Annotated in this window: 11 protein-coding genes and 1 pseudogene; 7 read left to right on the top strand and 5 right to left on the bottom strand. The window is 51.4% G+C overall.

What is annotated here, in order from left to right:
* Positions 1–22 precede the first annotated feature (22 nt).
* The gene (locus AB2U10_RS03770) at positions 23–1,795 is read left to right on the top strand and encodes an ABC transporter ATP-binding protein (RefSeq protein ID WP_367913341.1); all 1,773 of its coding nucleotides are present in this window, start codon (positions 23–25) and stop codon (positions 1,793–1,795) included.
* Between the two features lie 167 nt (positions 1,796–1,962).
* On the opposite strand, the gene AB2U10_RS03765 is transcribed toward AB2U10_RS03770, so the two are convergent.
* Positions 1,963–2,787: an alpha/beta hydrolase family protein gene (locus AB2U10_RS03765; RefSeq protein ID WP_367913357.1), complete on the bottom strand. Its 825-nt coding sequence runs from the start codon at positions 2,785–2,787 to the stop codon at positions 1,963–1,965.
* Positions 2,788–2,964: 177 nt separating this feature from the next.
* Here AB2U10_RS03765 and AB2U10_RS03760 point away from each other — a divergent pair, with 177 nt between their 5' ends.
* On the top strand, positions 2,965–3,327 hold the full coding sequence (locus AB2U10_RS03760) for a MarR family winged helix-turn-helix transcriptional regulator (RefSeq protein WP_367913342.1): 363 nt from the start codon (positions 2,965–2,967) through the stop codon (positions 3,325–3,327).
* On the opposite strand, the gene AB2U10_RS03755 is transcribed toward AB2U10_RS03760, so the two are convergent.
* From AB2U10_RS03755 to eno, 4 genes are all read right to left on the bottom strand, one after another.
* The gene (locus AB2U10_RS03755) at positions 3,314–3,859 is read right to left on the bottom strand and encodes a HEAT-like fold family protein (protein ID WP_367913343.1); all 546 of its coding nucleotides are present in this window, start codon (positions 3,857–3,859) and stop codon (positions 3,314–3,316) included. The two genes, AB2U10_RS03760 and AB2U10_RS03755, sit on opposite strands and share 14 nt — an antisense overlap.
* The gene (locus AB2U10_RS03750) at positions 3,819–4,340 is read right to left on the bottom strand and encodes a low molecular weight protein-tyrosine-phosphatase (RefSeq protein WP_367913344.1); all 522 of its coding nucleotides are present in this window, start codon (positions 4,338–4,340) and stop codon (positions 3,819–3,821) included. Before AB2U10_RS03750 ends, AB2U10_RS03755 begins: the two co-directional genes overlap by 41 nt.
* 2 nt (positions 4,341–4,342) lie before the next feature.
* Positions 4,343–4,660, bottom strand: coding sequence for an FtsB family cell division protein (locus tag AB2U10_RS03745; RefSeq protein ID WP_367913345.1), 318 nt, complete (start codon positions 4,658–4,660; stop codon positions 4,343–4,345).
* 86 nt (positions 4,661–4,746) lie between these two features.
* Positions 4,747–6,024, bottom strand: a complete 1,278-nt coding sequence (gene eno, locus AB2U10_RS03740; RefSeq protein WP_367913346.1) for a phosphopyruvate hydratase — start codon at positions 6,022–6,024, stop codon at positions 4,747–4,749.
* A 181-nt stretch (positions 6,025–6,205) separates the two neighbouring features.
* Here eno and AB2U10_RS03735 point away from each other — a divergent pair, with 181 nt between their 5' ends.
* The 5 genes and pseudogenes from AB2U10_RS03735 to AB2U10_RS03715 all read left to right on the top strand — a co-directional run.
* Positions 6,206–6,901 (top strand): rhodanese-like domain-containing protein, encoded by a 696-nt coding sequence (locus AB2U10_RS03735; protein ID WP_367913347.1) that lies wholly within the window; start codon positions 6,206–6,208, stop codon positions 6,899–6,901.
* 141 nt (positions 6,902–7,042) lie between these two features.
* Complete coding sequence (gene ruvA, locus AB2U10_RS03730; RefSeq protein WP_367913348.1) at positions 7,043–7,624, top strand: Holliday junction branch migration protein RuvA; 582 nt, start codon at positions 7,043–7,045, stop codon at positions 7,622–7,624.
* A 179-nt stretch (positions 7,625–7,803) separates the two neighbouring features.
* On the top strand, positions 7,804–15,213 hold the full coding sequence (gene sov / locus AB2U10_RS03725; protein WP_367913349.1) for a T9SS outer membrane translocon Sov/SprA: 7,410 nt from the start codon (positions 7,804–7,806) through the stop codon (positions 15,211–15,213).
* 164 nt (positions 15,214–15,377) lie between these two features.
* Positions 15,378–16,745 (top strand): Gfo/Idh/MocA family protein, encoded by a 1,368-nt coding sequence (locus AB2U10_RS03720; protein WP_367913350.1) that lies wholly within the window; start codon positions 15,378–15,380, stop codon positions 16,743–16,745.
* A 59-nt stretch (positions 16,746–16,804) separates the two neighbouring features.
* A pseudogene (locus AB2U10_RS03715) lies at positions 16,805–17,968 on the top strand (hypothetical protein); the annotation flags it as partial.

Genomic DNA, 17,968 nt, shown 5'->3' with positions numbered 1-17,968 from the left:
TATCGGAATAAAAGCACGCGGTTTGAGCACGGAAAAAAAATTTGATATTCATCTTTTCAGGGAATTGTACGGTTTCGTAAAACCGTATAAGCTCCGTTTCTTCGGACTGGTTCTCCTGATGATCCTGGGCGCGGTTACCGCCCCTATATTGCCTTTGGTGGTGCAACGCACCATAGACGGCCCCGTGGTAAACGGAGATATCGCGGGCCTGTTAAGAGATATCGGTATCATGGCCGGCATCCTGGTGCTGAATTCGCTGCTGGTATTTTTCAGCACGTACGAGTCAGGCTGGGTGAGCCAGAAGATCATCCACGATATCCGCCTGAAGGTGTACCGGAAAACCCTGAACCTGAAGCTGAAATATTACGACAACACCCCGATAGGCCGGCTGGTTACCCGTACCATCTCTGATGTGGAGACCCTCTCCGAGGTATTCAGCTCGGGGCTGGCGGCGCTTGCCGGTGACCTCCTGCAGCTGATCGTGATCCTGGGCATGCTGCTTTTCCTGAACTGGAAGCTCACCATTGCCAGCGTAGCGGCTATTCCGCTGCTGATTATCAGCACTTATATATTCAAGGAGCTCGTTAAAAAATCGTTTGGTGAGGTACGTACCCACGTGGCCAACCTGAATGCTTTTCTGCAGGAAAGGATCACGGGCATGAACCTGATCCAGATCTTTGACGTGAAAGAGCAACAGTTCAGGAAGTTTGAAGAGCTGAACCGCAACCACAAAAAAGCCCAGATCAAAAACGTACTGTACTATTCAGTGTATTTCCCGGTGGCCGACCTGATCTCCGCCATATCCATAGGGCTGATTGTATGGTACGGGGCACGCGGCGTGATTGCCGAGGAGATCTCCTTTGGTATGATCACGGCCTTCATCATGTACAGCAACCAGTTTTTCAGGCCTATCCGGATGATTGCCGACCGCATCAATACCATACAGATGGGCATGGTGAGCATAGAGCGTATCCTTGAAATTCTTGACAATGAAGAAAACGTGGAGCGTACGGGTGGCAGGGAGCACGCCATACAGGGCGATCTGAAATTTGATCACGTGGGATTTGCCTATAACGAACCCGACTGGATCCTGAAAGACATTTCCTTTGAGCTTAAAAAGGGACAGTCACTGGCTTTTGTAGGGCCTACAGGTGCCGGTAAAACATCGACCATCAACCTGCTTACCAATTTCTATGACTACCAGAAGGGGCACATCTATGTAGACGGCGTAGATATCACCGACATATCGCTGGAAAACCTCAGGAAGCAGGTGGGAGTAGTGCTGCAGGATGTCTTCCTGTTCCGTGGCAGTATCCTGGACAACCTGCGGCTGGGCGATACCTCCATTTCGCGCGAGGCCGTGATAGCAGCCGCCAGGGAGGTGGGCATCCATGATTTCATTCAGAAATTACCGCATCAATACGATTACGAGGTGATGGAACGCGGTTCTACCCTTTCTATGGGCCAGCGTCAGCTGATCTCGTTTGTTCGTGTGCTGGTGCATAACCCGAGGATCCTGATCCTTGACGAGGCCACCTCTTCTATTGATTCCGAATCGGAAGAGCTGATCCAGAACGCCATTGGCAAGATCATGAAAAACCGTACTTCTATCATTATTGCGCACCGGCTCAGTACCGTACAGAATGTAGACAAGATCATTGTACTGGAAAAAGGCGAGATTAAGGAAGAAGGAAATCACGAGTCGCTGATGGCTCAAAAAGGGATCTACGCTAAGCTGGTAGAGGTACAGTTCACTCAGAACGAACCCAAGGTGCTGACACCCATCGCGCAGTAACGGTCCCGGGCAGAGACGCTGTGTTCTTGGTGCAATTTCCTCCGTGCGCTTTGTGAAATTTACTTCGTACATTTTGTGAAATATATTGCACAAAGTGCACTAAGAAACGGCACAAAGTATACCAGGAAAGGGCTTAATCATTACCCGGGATACCCCATAAACAAGTCCTACATAAGCCGGGACAACAGCTCCGGCCAGACCGCACGGCTGCATCGCTTCTGGAAATACCCGAAATGCCCGATAGTCTTTAGTCCGTACGCCTCCGGCTTTAAGTGGATGCGTTCTGTACGGGCACGGGTATACCGGGCCGTCAGCCAGTCGGTGCTGGCCACGGTAGCAAATTTATCCCTGTCGGTAGAAAATGAATACAGCGGCGCAGTGATCTGCTCAAAATACAACGCCGAAGGATCTACATGATCAAAGAGGTATTGCGGGCTCATGCACCATTTCCGCCATTCCATGGCCATGCCGCCGGGCAGATCCTCCATGGGCGTAAACCGCCGGGTAGGAATATACCCCAGGCTGGAATAAAATACGGGAAACAGCACTTTCCATGCCAGCAGCATCTTCAGGCGCTCGGTGAAAGGCCAGAATTTGTAATAGCCCGACTGTGAAGCCACCAGCACTATCCGCGAGGCCAGGACAGAGGAAGGAGCCAGCCCGATGAGCTGCCCGCCTATGCTGTGCCCGAGCAATGTGACCGGCAGATCGGGAAATTCGTCTTTTACGTGGGTAATGACCGTCTCCAGGTCGTTCGTGGCCCAGCGATGGGCCGTAGTGAAAAACGTACGGAGCGATATGGGCTTGGACTTCCCGATCCCTCCGTAATCGAAGGTAACGACCGAGATCCCGTTATCGTAAAGATAAGCCGCAAAATGCTTGTAAAACTCCTTGACTACCCCGGTGGCAGATGATATGATAACGATCTGAGAGGCCTCCGGATGAATAAGCTTTTCAACAGAAATATTATACCCCAGCGGTGTTTTCAGCACATCCAAAAGTTAATAATGAATAAAGATACTAAAAAAAATATAATTATTTTTTTAAAACGCAAAATGATGTTTAATTTGTTCTGTCAATTATTATAAAACAACTACAGAATGTTGCAAAACTACAATAAGGCATATTTTTTTAAGATAGACACAACCATAAAAAAGATCAGAAACTACATGCAAAGGGGCCTTACCGATGCCCGCATCGACCTCACAGTAGATCAATGGGTAGTTCTCGACCACCTTTCACAGAATTGCGGCATCTCCCAGATCGAGCTGGGTAACATTACGTTTAAAGATCCTCCTACCATGACCCGCATTCTTGACCTGCTGGTAAAGAAGAACCTGGTTACCCGTTTAAGCTCATCGGCTGACCGGAGAAAGTTTACCATTGACCTTACGGAAAAAGGCAGGGAAGTGCATAAAAAAGCCAACGAAATCATTACCCAGGCAAGAAGGCAGGCCTGGAATAGCCTGGATGAAGACGATTACAATACGCTGGTAAAAATCATGGACACCATTTATTCTAACATGGGCTAAGCATCCTGGAAACCTGCCGGGCGGCTGAGCGTACACCCGGGGAAACAGCTCCGTAGGTCTCTTCCACCTGTTTTGCGGTAGCCAGGAGTTCCCCGGCCAGGGCAGGGTATTTTTTGCAGATGCGGGCACAGACCACCAGGGCAAAGCTGCGATGCGCTATGGGTGACCCGGGCGATTCGATGATCCCGAAACAAAAAGCATACAGCTCATCTTCTATTTCTTCGGGGATATCGGCTTTCTTAAACACCGACAAAACACTCCTGACCACGCTCTCCTGGCTTACGTGATGCAGCATACCCCGGAAGATATCGGTTTCAAGCCCCCGGAGAGAACCGGTTGAGCAGTTACTGACGGTGGCCAGAATCCAATAAAAATTAAACAGCAGCACAGGCGCTGTCTCGAACAAAAGCGGCCGGAGGTCGGAAACCGTCAGCGTGCCTGACCGGATCTCAGCTACCACTTCATCGACCTCCTGTTTCGATAAGCGGTTTTTAAGCCTCGTTTTCAGAAGACTCTTCCGGCTCAATGCCATACTTGTCCATTAAATGCTCTATCAGCTTTTCATTGCTTCTTTTCAGCACCTGGAACACCTCCTCAAATGCCTTATCGCCCTCAAAATACGGGTCTTCCACATTCTGTACACCTCTGACCTCCGGGTCAAAGTCACGGATCAGGAAGAGCTTATCGGCAGAAGGCGGTACCCCTTTGGTGTCGTAATACAGCTTGTGGATGAACTCGAAGTTCGCTTCATCCATCACGGCGATGTGCTCAAAATTATCGAGATCTTCCGGCGTAATCTTCCGAACCACATGATCCAGCTGTATCCCGTGCTTAGCGGCTACCTTTACGGCGCGCGGATCGGCAAATTTACCGGTATGATAACCTGCCGTTCCGGCAGAATCGGCCCGGAAAGATTGTTCTAAGCCCTTTTCCATGACCAGCTGGTTAAAAGTAGCTTCGCCCAGCGGGCTCCGGCATATATTCCCCAGACAAACGTACAAAACCTTCACCATGATTATTCTGTTATAACTTTATCTTCTTCGTCTACCAAAACAAATACCGTTTCTCCTTCCCGCTTAAGAAAATATTTCTCCCGGGCGTATTTCTCCATTGAAGCCTCACTACCCAGCACATCCTTCTCCTCTTCCCTGACCTTCTTCAGGGCGGTCTCATAATACCCGATCTCGTTTTCCACCTCGTTCAGCTGCCATTGCATCTCTGCCTGCTTGATCAGGTTGGAACGATCAAAAAAAGCCAGCCAGCAAAACAGGATAAGCGTAGAGATCACGTAAAACCGGTAACGCGTCACAAAAGAAAGAAGACGATTTTTCATATCGGAAAGCAATTTGTACCAAAACTATAAATAAAAAAGCATGGGAAGAAATTTCTTCCCATGCTTTTTTTAGTTCCGGGTACTAATTAAAAGTTCAGCCCGGGGAAATACGCTGCATCTCCCAGCTCTTCCTCAATTCTCAGCAGCTGGTTATACTTAGCCATCCGGTCAGACCGCGAGGCCGATCCGGTTTTGATCTGTCCGCAGTTCAGGGCCACCGCCAGATCGGCAATGGTAGCATCTTCGGTTTCACCCGAACGGTGCGACATTACGCTCTTATACTTATTGCGGTGAGCCAGGTTCACAGCATCAATGGTTTCGGTCAGTGAACCGATCTGGTTTACTTTCACCAGGATGGCATTGGCGATATGCTTATCGATACCTTCTTTCAGGCGCTTCACGTTGGTTACAAACAAATCGTCGCCTACCAGCTGGATCTTGCTTCCGGTAAGACGGGTCAGCTCGGCCCATCCGTCCCAGTCGTCTTCTGCCATACCGTCTTCAATAGAACGGATCGGGTATTTGTTCACCCACTCAGCCCAGTAAGCCGCCATTTCGTGTGAATTCAGCTGTTTCCCGCTTGATTTCTTGAAGGTATACAGGCCGGTTTCAGCATCGTAGAACTCAGAAGAGGCGGCATCCATGGCAATGAACACGTCCTGGCCGGGAGTATAGCCGGCTTTCTCGATAGAGCTCAGGATAATCTCAATGGCTTCTTCGTTGGACCCGATATTCGGTGCAAAACCGCCCTCATCGCCCACGTTGGTCGAGTAGCCTTTTGATTTCAGCACTTTTTTCAGGTTATGGAAGATCTCCGTACCCATCCGCAGCGATTCGGAGAAAGTAGGCGCATTGGCCGGCATTACCATGAACTCCTGGAAATCGATGGAGTTGTCGGCGTGCGAACCTCCGTTCAGGATATTCATCATGGGCACCGGAAGCGTATTGGCGTTCACACCACCCAGGTAGCGGTACAGGGGCAGGCCGGCTTCCTGTGCAGCCGCTTTGGCCACGGCCAGGGAAACCCCCAGGATGGCATTGGCGCCCAGGTTACCTTTATTGGGTGTCCCGTCAAGCTCGATCAGCACCTTATCAATAATATTCTGCTCAAAAACATCTTCTCCGAGAATCTCGGGGGCTATTTCCTGGTTAACATTCTGAACGGCTTTCAGAACGCCTTTTCCCATGTATTTTGAATTATCATCATCTCTCAGTTCCACTGCTTCATGAATCCCTGTAGACGCCCCTGAAGGTACGGCTGCACGTCCCAGGAAACCGCTGTCGGTAACCACATCTACCTCAACAGTAGGATTACCTCTTGAATCTAAAATTTGCCGGGCGTGTACTTTTACGATCTGACTCATACTTAAAATTATGATTAATAGTTAATATTGCTACGGGTTGAGCCGGGCTCCGGTCAGGGAACCGGCATGACTTTTGTTAATTAAAGCACAAATAAAACATTTTTTCGTTACAATATTCCTTCTGTCAATAGTGTTAGTTAATTTTATAGAAATAACATACCATAATTTCTTTGATTAATACATGATAAGAATTCTTCTTTTCCTGTTGCTTTTGCAGGGCCCCCTGCTGGCGCAAAACAGCTTCCGGCAGCTGGATCCCCTGGATTTTGAACAGGCCCTTCGCGAAAACCGCGAGGCTGTGCTGATTGACCTCAGAAATGTGGAAAGCTATATGAAAGGGCACATCCGTAAGGCAGTGGTAATTGACTTCCTGCGCGACGATTTCCGGGAATATTTCCTGGGCCGGTACCCCCTGAAAACAACACCGTTATTTCTTTACGGCCAGTCGGCCGACAACAGCGAACATACCGGCCTGTATATTGCAGAGCTGGGGTATGAAAACATAACCGTGCTTAAGGGCGGCTTTGAAAACTGGATCCGCAAGTCAAGACCCTACCGCTCGGTTTCTACTGAATTTAAACCGCTGGGATACGTTTCCAAAGAAAATTACAGCCACATGGTACGGGAGAAAAAATGGGTGCTGGTGGTCTTTCATGAAGACTACTGCGCGCCCTGTGAAAACCTGGGACTTGCCGAACTTCAGGCCGAAAACCCCGATCTCTACATTGCCCGGATCAATTCCGAGACCAACGGTGAAATAGCTGAATGGCTGAACATCCGCCGTAATCCTACGGTCATCCTGTACAAAGACGGCATCCAGTACTGGCGCAGCACGGAAGAAATCACCCGGCAGAAAATCAGGGAAAATATCTATTAACCCGTATTTTGCTTAACTTTGCATCGTATAGCTTTCAGCTATCCGTAGTCAGCTATCGGCCTCCGGCGCACCCTATAGCCCGGCAACTGAAGCTGACAGCAAGAGGCTGACAGTTGACAGCCAACACTTTAAACACCTGAAATGATTGCACATCTGAACGGAATCCTGACCGAAAAAGAGCCTACCCATGCGGTAATTGACGTCAATGGAGTGGGTTATCTCCTGAAGATCTCGCTCCAGACCTGTTCTGCCCTGCCTGATCCCGGCATGCCCTGCAAGCTTTACTGCCTGCAGATCATCCGCGAAGATGCCCATACCCTTTACGGCTTTGCCACCCGCGACGAAAGGGGTATATTTGAGCACCTGATCAGCGTTTCAGGCATTGGCCCGGCCATAGCGCTGGTATTTCTTTCTTCAATGTCAGGACCGGAGATCATCCATGCCATTGTATCGGAAGATGTCAGGACCATCCAGGGAATCAAAGGCATAGGCCTTAAAACCGCTCAGCGGGCTATCATTGAGCTCAAAGACAAGCTCAGGAAAGACCAGCTCACCGGAACCACCGGGGCGGGCCAGCCCAACCGGATCCGGAGTGAAGCGCTGGCGGCACTGGTAACCCTGGGCATCCCGAGAGCTACTGCCGAGAAAAGTGTAGACAATATTCTCAAAAGGGCACCGGCCGATATTACCCTGGAAGAAGCGATCAAGCTTTCGCTGCGTTAGCTATCAGCCGCCAGCTATCAGCTTTGAGTTGCTGATAACTTAGAGGCTTTAACAGGTAAAACAGAAAGCTGATTGCTGACAGCTCAAAGCTGATAGCTATTAAATAAGAATAAAAATAGAATATTGGCGCTTTTTTTGCGTTTTAACCATTAAATTATAATCTCGCAGTACGCTAGGATATGCGAAAAAGATTACCCTGTTATTTCATATACTGTCTGATAGGCGTTTCCTTCTCTACCGCCGCGCAAACAACTGACTCTACCCGAAGTAAAATACCTTCATTTTACAATTGGACAGACGTCTACCTGAACCGCTTTAATTATACCCGTTCACCTCTTTTTACGCTTAATCCCGGTCAGCTGAAAACCTCTGTGGTGTATAACCCGTCTTTTTCCAATTTTTCCATTACCGAAAAAGCCGCCCGGAATATCGATGTAAAAACACCCCAGACCCTGAGCTTTAACGAATATTCCAGCATTCAGAATGCCATGCTCCGGAAAGCCGTGATCCGGGATATTGAAAAGGCCCAGGACGGCTACACCGATTATACGGGCAAAAGAATAAGACCGCTGCTGGAAACCAACAAAATTTTTGACCGGATCTTCGGCGATAAGCTGCCCGAATTCAAGCCCAACGGCTTCATCCAGGTAATGGCCTATCATTACCGGCTCAGGAACGACAACCCGACCAACATAGCCAGCCGCGACAGGAGCTATTTTGATTTTGACCAGCAGATCGCCATCAACTTCAATAACTTTTTCAACCGGCAGACAGGCCAGAATCCTACCGGGGCACAAATGCCTACCGATATTCTGAACGACGGCCGCCTGCAGGACATCAACAACATCATCCGGAAGCCCGGCGAAGTGAAGGAAAAAGTAAACATCCTGGGTAACTTTGACACCAAATCGGCCTTTACGTTCGATAACCGCATGAAAATCAACTTCAGGAATGACCCTGAAGACATCCTGCAGGTGGTAGAACTGGGGAACATCTCTTTTCCCAACCGTTCCCAGCTTATTCCTGGCGTGCAAAACCTGCTGGGGGCCAAAGTGGGCCTGAAGTTCGGTAAGCTTGACCTGATCGGGGTGATCGCCCAGCAAAACTCCCGGACCAAATCTATTGTGCTCAACGGCGGAAGCCAGAACCGGTCTTTCGAGATCCGGGCCGATAACTACGAGGAGAACCGCCATTTCTTCCTTGGGCAGTTCTTCCGAAACAACTACGAAAGGTCGCTGAGAAACCTCCCGATCATTACGTCAGGCGTAATGATCACCCGGATCGAAGCGTATGTAACCAACCGGACCTACAGCGTAGAAACCAACCGGAACATCCTGGCCATCAACGACCTCGGTGAAAGTGACCCGTACAGCAAGCAGGTAACCTCAACCGGGTCAGCCAACCCGGCCGATAACGGCACCAACAGCCTCAATGAAACGGTCATCAAAAACCAGGCGCTTTCGCGCGATATCGACCGGGTGGCAGCTTCGATTAACGGGCTGGGGCTGAACATGGGCCGTGATTACGAGATCCTGCGCGGAGCCAAAAAGCTGCAGGAGACGGAATTTGAGTTTAATCCTGACCTGGGTTATATCTCCCTTCGTACGCCTCTCCGCAACGATGAGGTGCTGGCCGTGGCCTACGAATATACCTACCGGGACCCCAGAACCAATAAGGTGGAAAAGCACCGTGTGGGTGAGCTTACCGAAGACTATGTGAACCGGAGCGAGTCAGACGCCATTGTTCTGAAGCTGCTGAAATCCAGCAATATCCGGAACAACCTGGACAACCCCATGTGGAACCTGATGATGAAAAACATCTATAACCTGGGCCAGGGACAAATCAAGCAGGAAGGTTTCCAGATGCGTATCATCTACAAAGACGATGACACGGGCATGGACGTGCCCTTCCTGGCCGATATTGCCAACCTCCGGGAAACACCCCTGCTAAGCCTGATGGGCCTTGACCGCCTGAACTACAACAACGAGGTTATCGGGAACAAAAGAGGCGGCGACGGTAACTTTGACTTTATTGAAGGCGTGACCGTCAACTCCCGCTACGGCCGGGTGATCTTCCCTGTGCTGGAGCCCTTTGGTAAGTACCTGGAAGAAACCCTCGAAACCGAAGGTGCCCAATTCAAAGAAAAATACGTCTTCAACGACCTGTACCGGAAAACCCTTTCGGATGCCCAGCAAAATACTTTAAAAAATAAATTCTTCCTCTCCGGGATATTTGTCAGCGGTGGGGCTGACATCCCGCTGCCCCTGGGCGCCTCAGGCACTTCGGTGCGGGTGTACTCGGGCGGAACCGAGCTCAAGCAGGGGGTAGATTACATGGTAGATACCCAGATGGGTACCGTGCGGCTTATCAACCAGAGCCTGCTGAACTCGGGCAAAACCATCCGGATAGACTACGAAGAAGCCGATATGTTCCAGACACAGATACGCCGGATGATGGGCCTGCGGCTGGACTACACCTTTAACCGCCACCTGCGCGTGGGCGCCACCCTGCAGGATCTGCGTGAAAATACGCCCGGCTTTACTACCCGTACCTCGGTAGGAAATGAGCCGGTAAACAATACCATCTGGGGGCTTGATCTTAACTACAAAAAGAACGGCACCGGCCTGACCAAATTCCTGGATGCCCTGCCGGGTATCCAGACCAAAGAGCCGTCGTCGATCATGATGAACGCCGAATTTGCCCAGCTCATACCGGGTGTAAACACCAAGCGGGTCAACAACAGCTCCATGATCGATGACTTCGAGTATGCCCGGAATATCAATGACCTTTCGCGCCAGCCCAACCGCTGGCGGCTGGGCTCTACCCCGCCTGAATTCCTGAAAGACATACAGCCTGATCCGCTGCAGGACCCGGCCTACCGCTACCATTACCGGCGGGCCAAGATGTCGGTGTATACGGTAGACATGACCACGTACTTCACGGGCCAGTCGGGCACGGGTATTATTCCGCCCGAGCTGACCAACGAAGCCAAAACCAACCCTTTCACGGCTAACTTTAATATCCAGGATATTCTCGTAGGGCGTTCTATGCCTACCTTTGCCGAACAGGTACCTACCAGCCTGCTTGACATCGCCTACTTCCCGGAAGAGCCGGGTATGTACAACTACAACCCCAACCTCAAACCGAACGGGATGCTGAATACCGATCCCAAAACCAATTTCGGTTCGGTGATGCGCGGGCTTACTTTTGATGCTGATTTTGACAACTCCAACGTGGAGTATCTTGAATTCTGGATGATGAACCCGTTCTCCGGCGAAATCCCGCTCACGAACCGGGTAACCAACACCACCGGCGGTAAGCTGCTGGTACAGCTGGGCGACGTGTCCGAAGATGTTATCCCCGACGGCCGTTTCAATTTCGAGAACGGGATCCGCCCCGACATGCTGAACGGAACTCCTGCCAACCGCCCTTATGTAAATACGCCCTGGGGAAAGGCGCCCGATATTCAGTTTATGGTAGATGCTTTTGAAAACGACGAGGCCATCAGGAAACTGCAGGATGTAGGTTTTGACGGCCTGTCTAATGAAGCCGAAAGAACCTACGTGAACCCCAACGATCCCGCCAGCAAGGGAATCAAAGGCTACCTTGACCAGGTCAGAGCCAAGGTAACTGACCCGCAGGCGTTTGAAAAGATTTACAACGACCCTTCCAAAGACGATTTCCGGCATTTTCTTGACCCTTCATTTGACGGCAATGCTACTTTCCTGGAAAGATACAAAGACTACCTGGGCGTAGAAAACAACTCGCCCTACAATAAAGACCAGGCCAAAGCCGATATTGTTTATGCCAATTCCAATTCGGTTGATAAAGAAGACATCAACCAGGACAACACCATTAACGAGCTGGAAGACTTTTATGAATACGAAATCGACATCCGGCCGAACAATGCACGCGACATCAGCAGCAACCCGTATATTGTAGACCAGGTGCAGGTGGGTGCCACCAGCGACCGGCCAGAAACCACCTGGTACCTTTTCCGGATACCCATCCGGAAATATACCCGTAAAAGCTCGGAAGATTCAGGCGACTCCTTCAAATCGATCCGTTTTATGCGCCTCGTTACCACCGACTGGGAGCAGCCCGTGGTACTCCGGTTTGCCACCATGCAGCTGGTGTCTAACCAATACCGCGCCTACGCCTATAAGATCAACGACGAGAGCAGCCCGTACCATGAAACACCCATCGACTCGCTCAGCAGGACGGTCCTGAAAAGCAGCACGGTGAGCATTGAAGAAAACGGGTGTCCTTCCGGGGTAGATTGCGGCGACTCCAAGCAATATCCTTACGCTGTGCCGCCGGGCTTTGTGCGCGACATCAACTACGCCACCCAGGCCCGCATGGAGTTCAACGAGCAGGCCATCAGCCTGTCGGTGGAGAAGCTCGCCGCAAAAGACTCCCGCGGTGTCTTCAAAAACACCGATCTCGACCTGAACATGTACAAACGCATTAAAATGTTTGTACACATGCATACCGAAGAAGGCAATACAGACAGCCTGGGCATGTTTCTCCGCATAGGAACCGACCTGAAAAACAACTACTACGAAATAGAGATTCCCCGCCTGGAAAGAACAGCGCGCGGTGAGGTCTCTCCTACCCTGATCTGGCCCGGGCAGAACGAGATCGATGTTCCGCTGGAAGCCCTGCGGAACCTCAAGCTGCGGCGGAACAAGAACACCGATAAGAACACGTTCCGGAACGAATATTCGGAATACCTGACCATTGACGGTACGGCTTCGGGCTCAGAAGCCCCCGTGCTGCGCAGTTACCGCATTTCTGTAAAAGGAAACCCGGATCTCAGCAAAGTGCTCACCATGATGATCGGGGTACGCAATAACAGCGGGGAAGAAAAAGATTACACCATCTGGGCCGATGAGCTGCGGGCCTTCGGCTTTGATGCCCAGGACAAAGGCTCGGCCGGGCTGGTCTCTGTTGACCTGAAGCTGGCAGACATAGGTACGCTTATGCTGGGCGGGAATTTCCGGAACTTCGGCTTCGGAAGCGTCCAGGATAAAATCTCCAACCGCCTGAAAGAAGACAGCTACTCGTATGGCGGGGTGATGAACTTATCGCTCGACAAGTTCCTGCCTATGAAATGGGGGCTGAACATTCCTTTCTTCGTGAATTACGACCGCCAGGTGTCCATACCCGGCTTTAACCCGCTGGACCGCGACATCCGGCTCGACGTGGCCCTGCAAGAAGACAACCTGAACCCGTACCAGGAAAACCTGACCCGGCAGCTGGTTTCAGACATGTCTACCACCACCGGCTTTAACTTTATGAATGTACATAAGGTAAAAACCGGCAACAGCAGCAAAGATCACCTGTACGATATAGAGAATTTCACCTTCTCTTACGCCCAGAACCGTATCTACCGGAGCAACATCCTGATGGCCAACAACGACCAGAGCTTTACCAGCGCCGGTATGACGTATCGTTTCACCCCGAAAGCCTATAACTGGGAGCCGTTCAAAAAAGCCGCCGGCCTGGACAGCTCCATGTTCCGGTTCCTGAAGCCGTTCACGCTTTCGCCCCTGCCCACGCTGATCTCGTTTGAATTATACAACGAACAGGTCTTTTACCGCACCCGCTACCGCGACCAGCTCCTGCAGGATCTGCCGGATGAAAACCTGATCAAATACTATTACGGCAACCGGCATTATGACCTGGCCTGGAACCTCACCCGCAGCCTTACGCTTACCTACACGGCCCATATGCAGGCCATTCTTGACGACGTGGACGGAAACGTTACCGCAGAGCAGGACGTAAAATTCGGTTCGCGCCTTTTCAACCGCGGCCGGGCCAGGAACTATAACCAGAACATCAAAGTCGCCTGGCGGCTGCCGCTCCAGGACATATACCTCCTGGACTGGATCAACGCCAATGCTACCTACGATAACCGTTACAGCTTTAAGAGTGTAGCCTTCGGGCAGCCCGATCCCGACAACAAAGACTACCAGTTTGGCCACCTGCTGGAAAACGGGCGCGACTTCGGGATCGACGGCCGCGTAGACCTCGTCAGGTTGTACAACAAGATCGGCTACCTGCGGCGGGCCAATATGCCTTCTCAGCCGAGACAGCGGTATACCCGGGCTCCCGGCGATGAGCAGGACATGGCTATGGAAAGCGGTAAATTTGCCAAAGCGCTCACCCGCCTGCTTATGGCGGCGCGGGGCATTAACGGCCGGTTTGCCCTCACCGAATCTACTGTGCTGCCTGGCTTCCTCGAAATTCCTGACTTCTTTGGCCTGACCGGCACCTCTAACGGGCTGGCACCGGGTCTTCCCTTTGTGATGGGAAGCCAGAACCCCGACAAAACCATTGAAAGAGCCGTAAGCAACGGCTGGCTTTCCAGGAATGTGCAGCAGTTCAACCCTATTGTGCAGCAGCGGGGCTATACCTTTGAATACTCGACCAACCTGGAGCCCTTCAGAGACTTCAGGATTGTTATCAAGGGAAATATTGCCCGGAACAATGACATTTCTTACGTTTACCAGCCCAATGCCGACAATGAATTCGAGAAATTCTCACCGGTGCGGGGCGGAAGCTTCAAAATGTCGTTCTGGTCGTTTAAAACCTCTTTCAAGAAGGTGAATTCCGAGCCTTCCTCCGGTTATTTTTACGAGCCTTTCAAAGACCTCCAGGATAACCGTTCCAAAGTGCTTGATATCCTGAAATCCCGGCCGGAGAACGCTGAGCTGATGCTTTCCGAAAACTCGCAGGATGTGCTCATCCCGGCCTTCTTTGCCGCCTATACCGGGAAAGACGTCAATGACCTGCTGACCAAAAAGAAATACACCCGTAACGGCAGCAATACGTTTAACCCCTTCCTGGCATTTCCTATGCCTAACTGGCAGATCAACTACCAGGGACTGGAAAAAGTGGCCGGGCTGCGGGCCGTATTCTCTTCCATCACCCTGTCGCATTCTTTTGTGTCTTCGTACAGCGTAGGCAATTTCACATCTAACCTGATGTACTCGGATATGGCCCTGCTGGATTACCGCGGGCAATACGGCAAAGGCTACACCCTGGGAACCACCAAAAATGAGTTCACCAGTATCTTTGACCCGGTGTATATCATGAGCTCGATTGTGATGGAAGAAAAATTTGCTCCTTTCCTGGGCGTTAACTTTACCACCAAAGCCAATTTCTCGGGGAATTTTGCCTGGAACAAAGACCGCATGGCCATGCTGAACCTATCGAACGCGCAGGTAAGCGAAACCCACGGCAATGATTTCGTTTTCGGCTTCGGGATGAAGAAAAACAACGTGGTGCTTCCGCTCCGCACCCGTGACGGCAACAATATCATCCTTCCGAATGACCTGATCTTCCGGATAGACTTTACCCTGCGCGATCTGAAGCTGATCCAGCGGAAACTGGACGGTGATGCCCTCATAAAGAGCGGTTTCCGGACACTGCAGGTAAGGCCTAACATGCAGTACACCTTCAATAAGCGGGTGAGCATGACCGTATACTGGGAGAAGCAGATCAACAAGCCTTACGTTACCCAGCAATACTATACCAATAACGCCACGTTTGGGGTTACGGCAAGGTTCAACCTGTCGGAATAAGACTTCCGGCTTACCGTTTTCACAGGCAGAGACAGGGTTCCTGCCTGTGAAAACTGCCGGTCATGCAGCTCTCTTCCCGTTGTGCCCCGCAAGATTATAAACCCGTTTCTCTTGCCCTGCTCAGGGAAATCTCCTATCTTCACCCCAAAAGACCTTAAAGCTATATGAAACCAAACCGCAGAAAATTTATTCAAACCCTGGGCGCCGCCTCCCTGCTGGCAGCCTCCGAATCTTTTGCCAAGCCCTTCCATATCATCAAAGATATGCGGGTAAGTCCTAACGACAAGATCCGTTTTGCCACCATAGGAATGGGTATCCAGGGCAATTACGATACCCGCGCAGCCCTCAAAGCCGGCGGAACAGAGCTGGTAGCCGCCGCCGATCTGTACGACGGCCGCCTCACCCGGGTAAAAGAATTATTCGGGAAAGATATTTTCACCACACGCGATTACCGCGAGATCCTGTCGCGCAAAGACATTGACGCCGTGCTGGTTGTAACCCCTGATCACTGGCACGATCACATCACCATAGATGCCCTCAAAGCCGGGAAAGCCGTTTACTGTGAGAAACCTATGGTTAACCGTATTGAGAAAGGCAAAGGGGTGATCGAAGCCTGGAAAAAATCAGGCAAAACCATGCAGGTGGGCAGCCAGCGTATCAGCGGTTCGGCATTTGCCGAAGCCCGCCGTATGATCAATGCAGGTGACATCGGTCACATCAACTTCATTGAAGGTACGTATGACCGTTTCAATGCCATAGGTGCCTGGAATTACTCTATTCCTACCGATGCCTCCCCTGCTACCCTGGACTGGGACAGGTTCCTGGGCGATGCCCCCAAACGGCCTTTTGATGCCACCCGGTTTTTCCGCTGGCGCAATTACCGCGACTACGGTACAGGCGTGGCCGGCGATCTTTTCGTGCACCTCATCACCGGTGTGCACTACATGACCGGCAGCCACGGCCCCGAGCGCATATTCTCTTCCGGTGAGCAAAGCTACTGGAAAGACGGCCGCGACATCCCCGATGTGCTCGTATCCGTATTCGACTACCCCGCCAATAACCAGCACGAGAAGTTCCAGATGGTGCTTCGTGTGAACTTTGCCAACGCCGGCGCCATCCGGAACGTCACCCGGATCATCGGCACCGAAGGCCAGATTGAAGTGGGCGACACCAGCCTGGTGCTGACCCGCCGGAAGCTCCCCAAAGCGCCTGGTTACGGCAATTACGACAGCTACTTTACTTTCTCGGAAGCCCAGCAGGCCGAATTCAAAAAACAATACGACCAGATGTACCCCGAAGCTGACCGCGTGGCAGAACCGGTTAAAGAAATAAAATTTGATGCACCGAAAGAAGAAGACAGCCACGCCAACCATTTCAATAACTTCTTTACAAATGTCAGGGAAGGCAGCCAGAATACCATAGAAGACCCGGTTTTCGGTTTCCGTGCCGCGGCACCGGTGCTGGCTTGTAACGACAGTTATTTCCAGCAAAAGGTAATCCGCTGGGATGCCGATAAGATGATCTTAAAATAAGCGGCAGGATCAGGGTGGAGCCGGATAGCAGGTTAACTTATTGGGAAGAAAAGGCTTCTGTGGATTTGCCGGAACGTTTTACGTTCCCGTTCTGCTATGAGCCGCATCCGCTGGCCAGGCTTGCCGCTGAAGAGCTGATGGACTACCTCCAAAGCGGTGCCCTGCCCGATCACAATTTCGGGCTCGATCCTCAGCAGCCCGGACCGGCCATCGGCAAAATGTTCGGTGTGCTCCTGGTGCAGACCCCTGAAAACCGCATAGGGTACCTGTGCGGCTTTTCAGGGAAGCTGGCCGGAACCAACCGGCATCCGCGCTTTGTTCCGCCCGTTTTTGATATGTTGACAGAAAACAGCTTTTTCCTCCGGGAAGAAGCTGTTTTGAATAGCCTGAACCACGAAATAGAAGAGCTGGAAGCCCATCCTGACTTTCTTCGCTTAAAAGAAGAGCTGGCCACACTCCTCCGTCTGACCGAAGAAGAAACAACGGCCCTGAAAAAACGCCTGAAAGAAAATAAGGAAGACCGCCGGCAGCAGCGGGAAGCCCGGAAGCCGCTCCTCTCCCCTGCCGGCTACACAGTCCTGGAAGAAGAGCTGGTACGGCAAAGCCTGGCCGACAAACGGCTGCTTCAACATACCGTGCAGGAATACAACAGGCAGGCTGAAGCGCTCACCTCCCGGGTACAGGCCTTTGATGAACGCATAGAAGCGCTCAGGAAGCAGCGCCGCGAAAAATCGGCTCAGCTGCAGGAGGAGCTTTTCAGCCAATATTCTTTCCTGAACCGTCACGGAGTTCCGAAAAGCCTGGGGGCCATATTCCGCGAAACCGTATACGGGAAACCACCCGCCGCAGCCGGTGAATGCGCCACACCCAAGCTGTTGCAATATGCTTTCCGGAAAGGGTACACGCCTCTGGCCATGGCCGAATTCTGGTGGGGAGCCTCTCCCCGGTCGGAGATCCGGAAGCACCGGCAGTTTTACCCTGCATGCACCGGGAAATGCGAGCCCATCCTGAAGCACATGCTGGAAGACATCCCCCTGGATGACAATCCTTTACTGCACAATCCCGGCAGTGAGAAAGCGCTGCAGGTAGTGTATGAAGGGCCATTCAGAAAAAGCCCAACTTGTTCATTAAGAACTTGTTGGGCTTTTGATTATCTTTGTATATCACCCCGAATAATACGGTTGGAGCCAAAAATCGGGGTAACGAAACGGAAAAGATATGCG

It is taken from the genome of Leadbetterella sp. DM7, assembly GCF_040829825.2.
Lineage (GTDB): Bacteria > Bacteroidota > Bacteroidia > Cytophagales > Spirosomataceae > Leadbetterella.
Note: the sequence above shows the minus strand (reverse complement) of the source record. Positions and strands in the feature narration are given on the sequence as shown.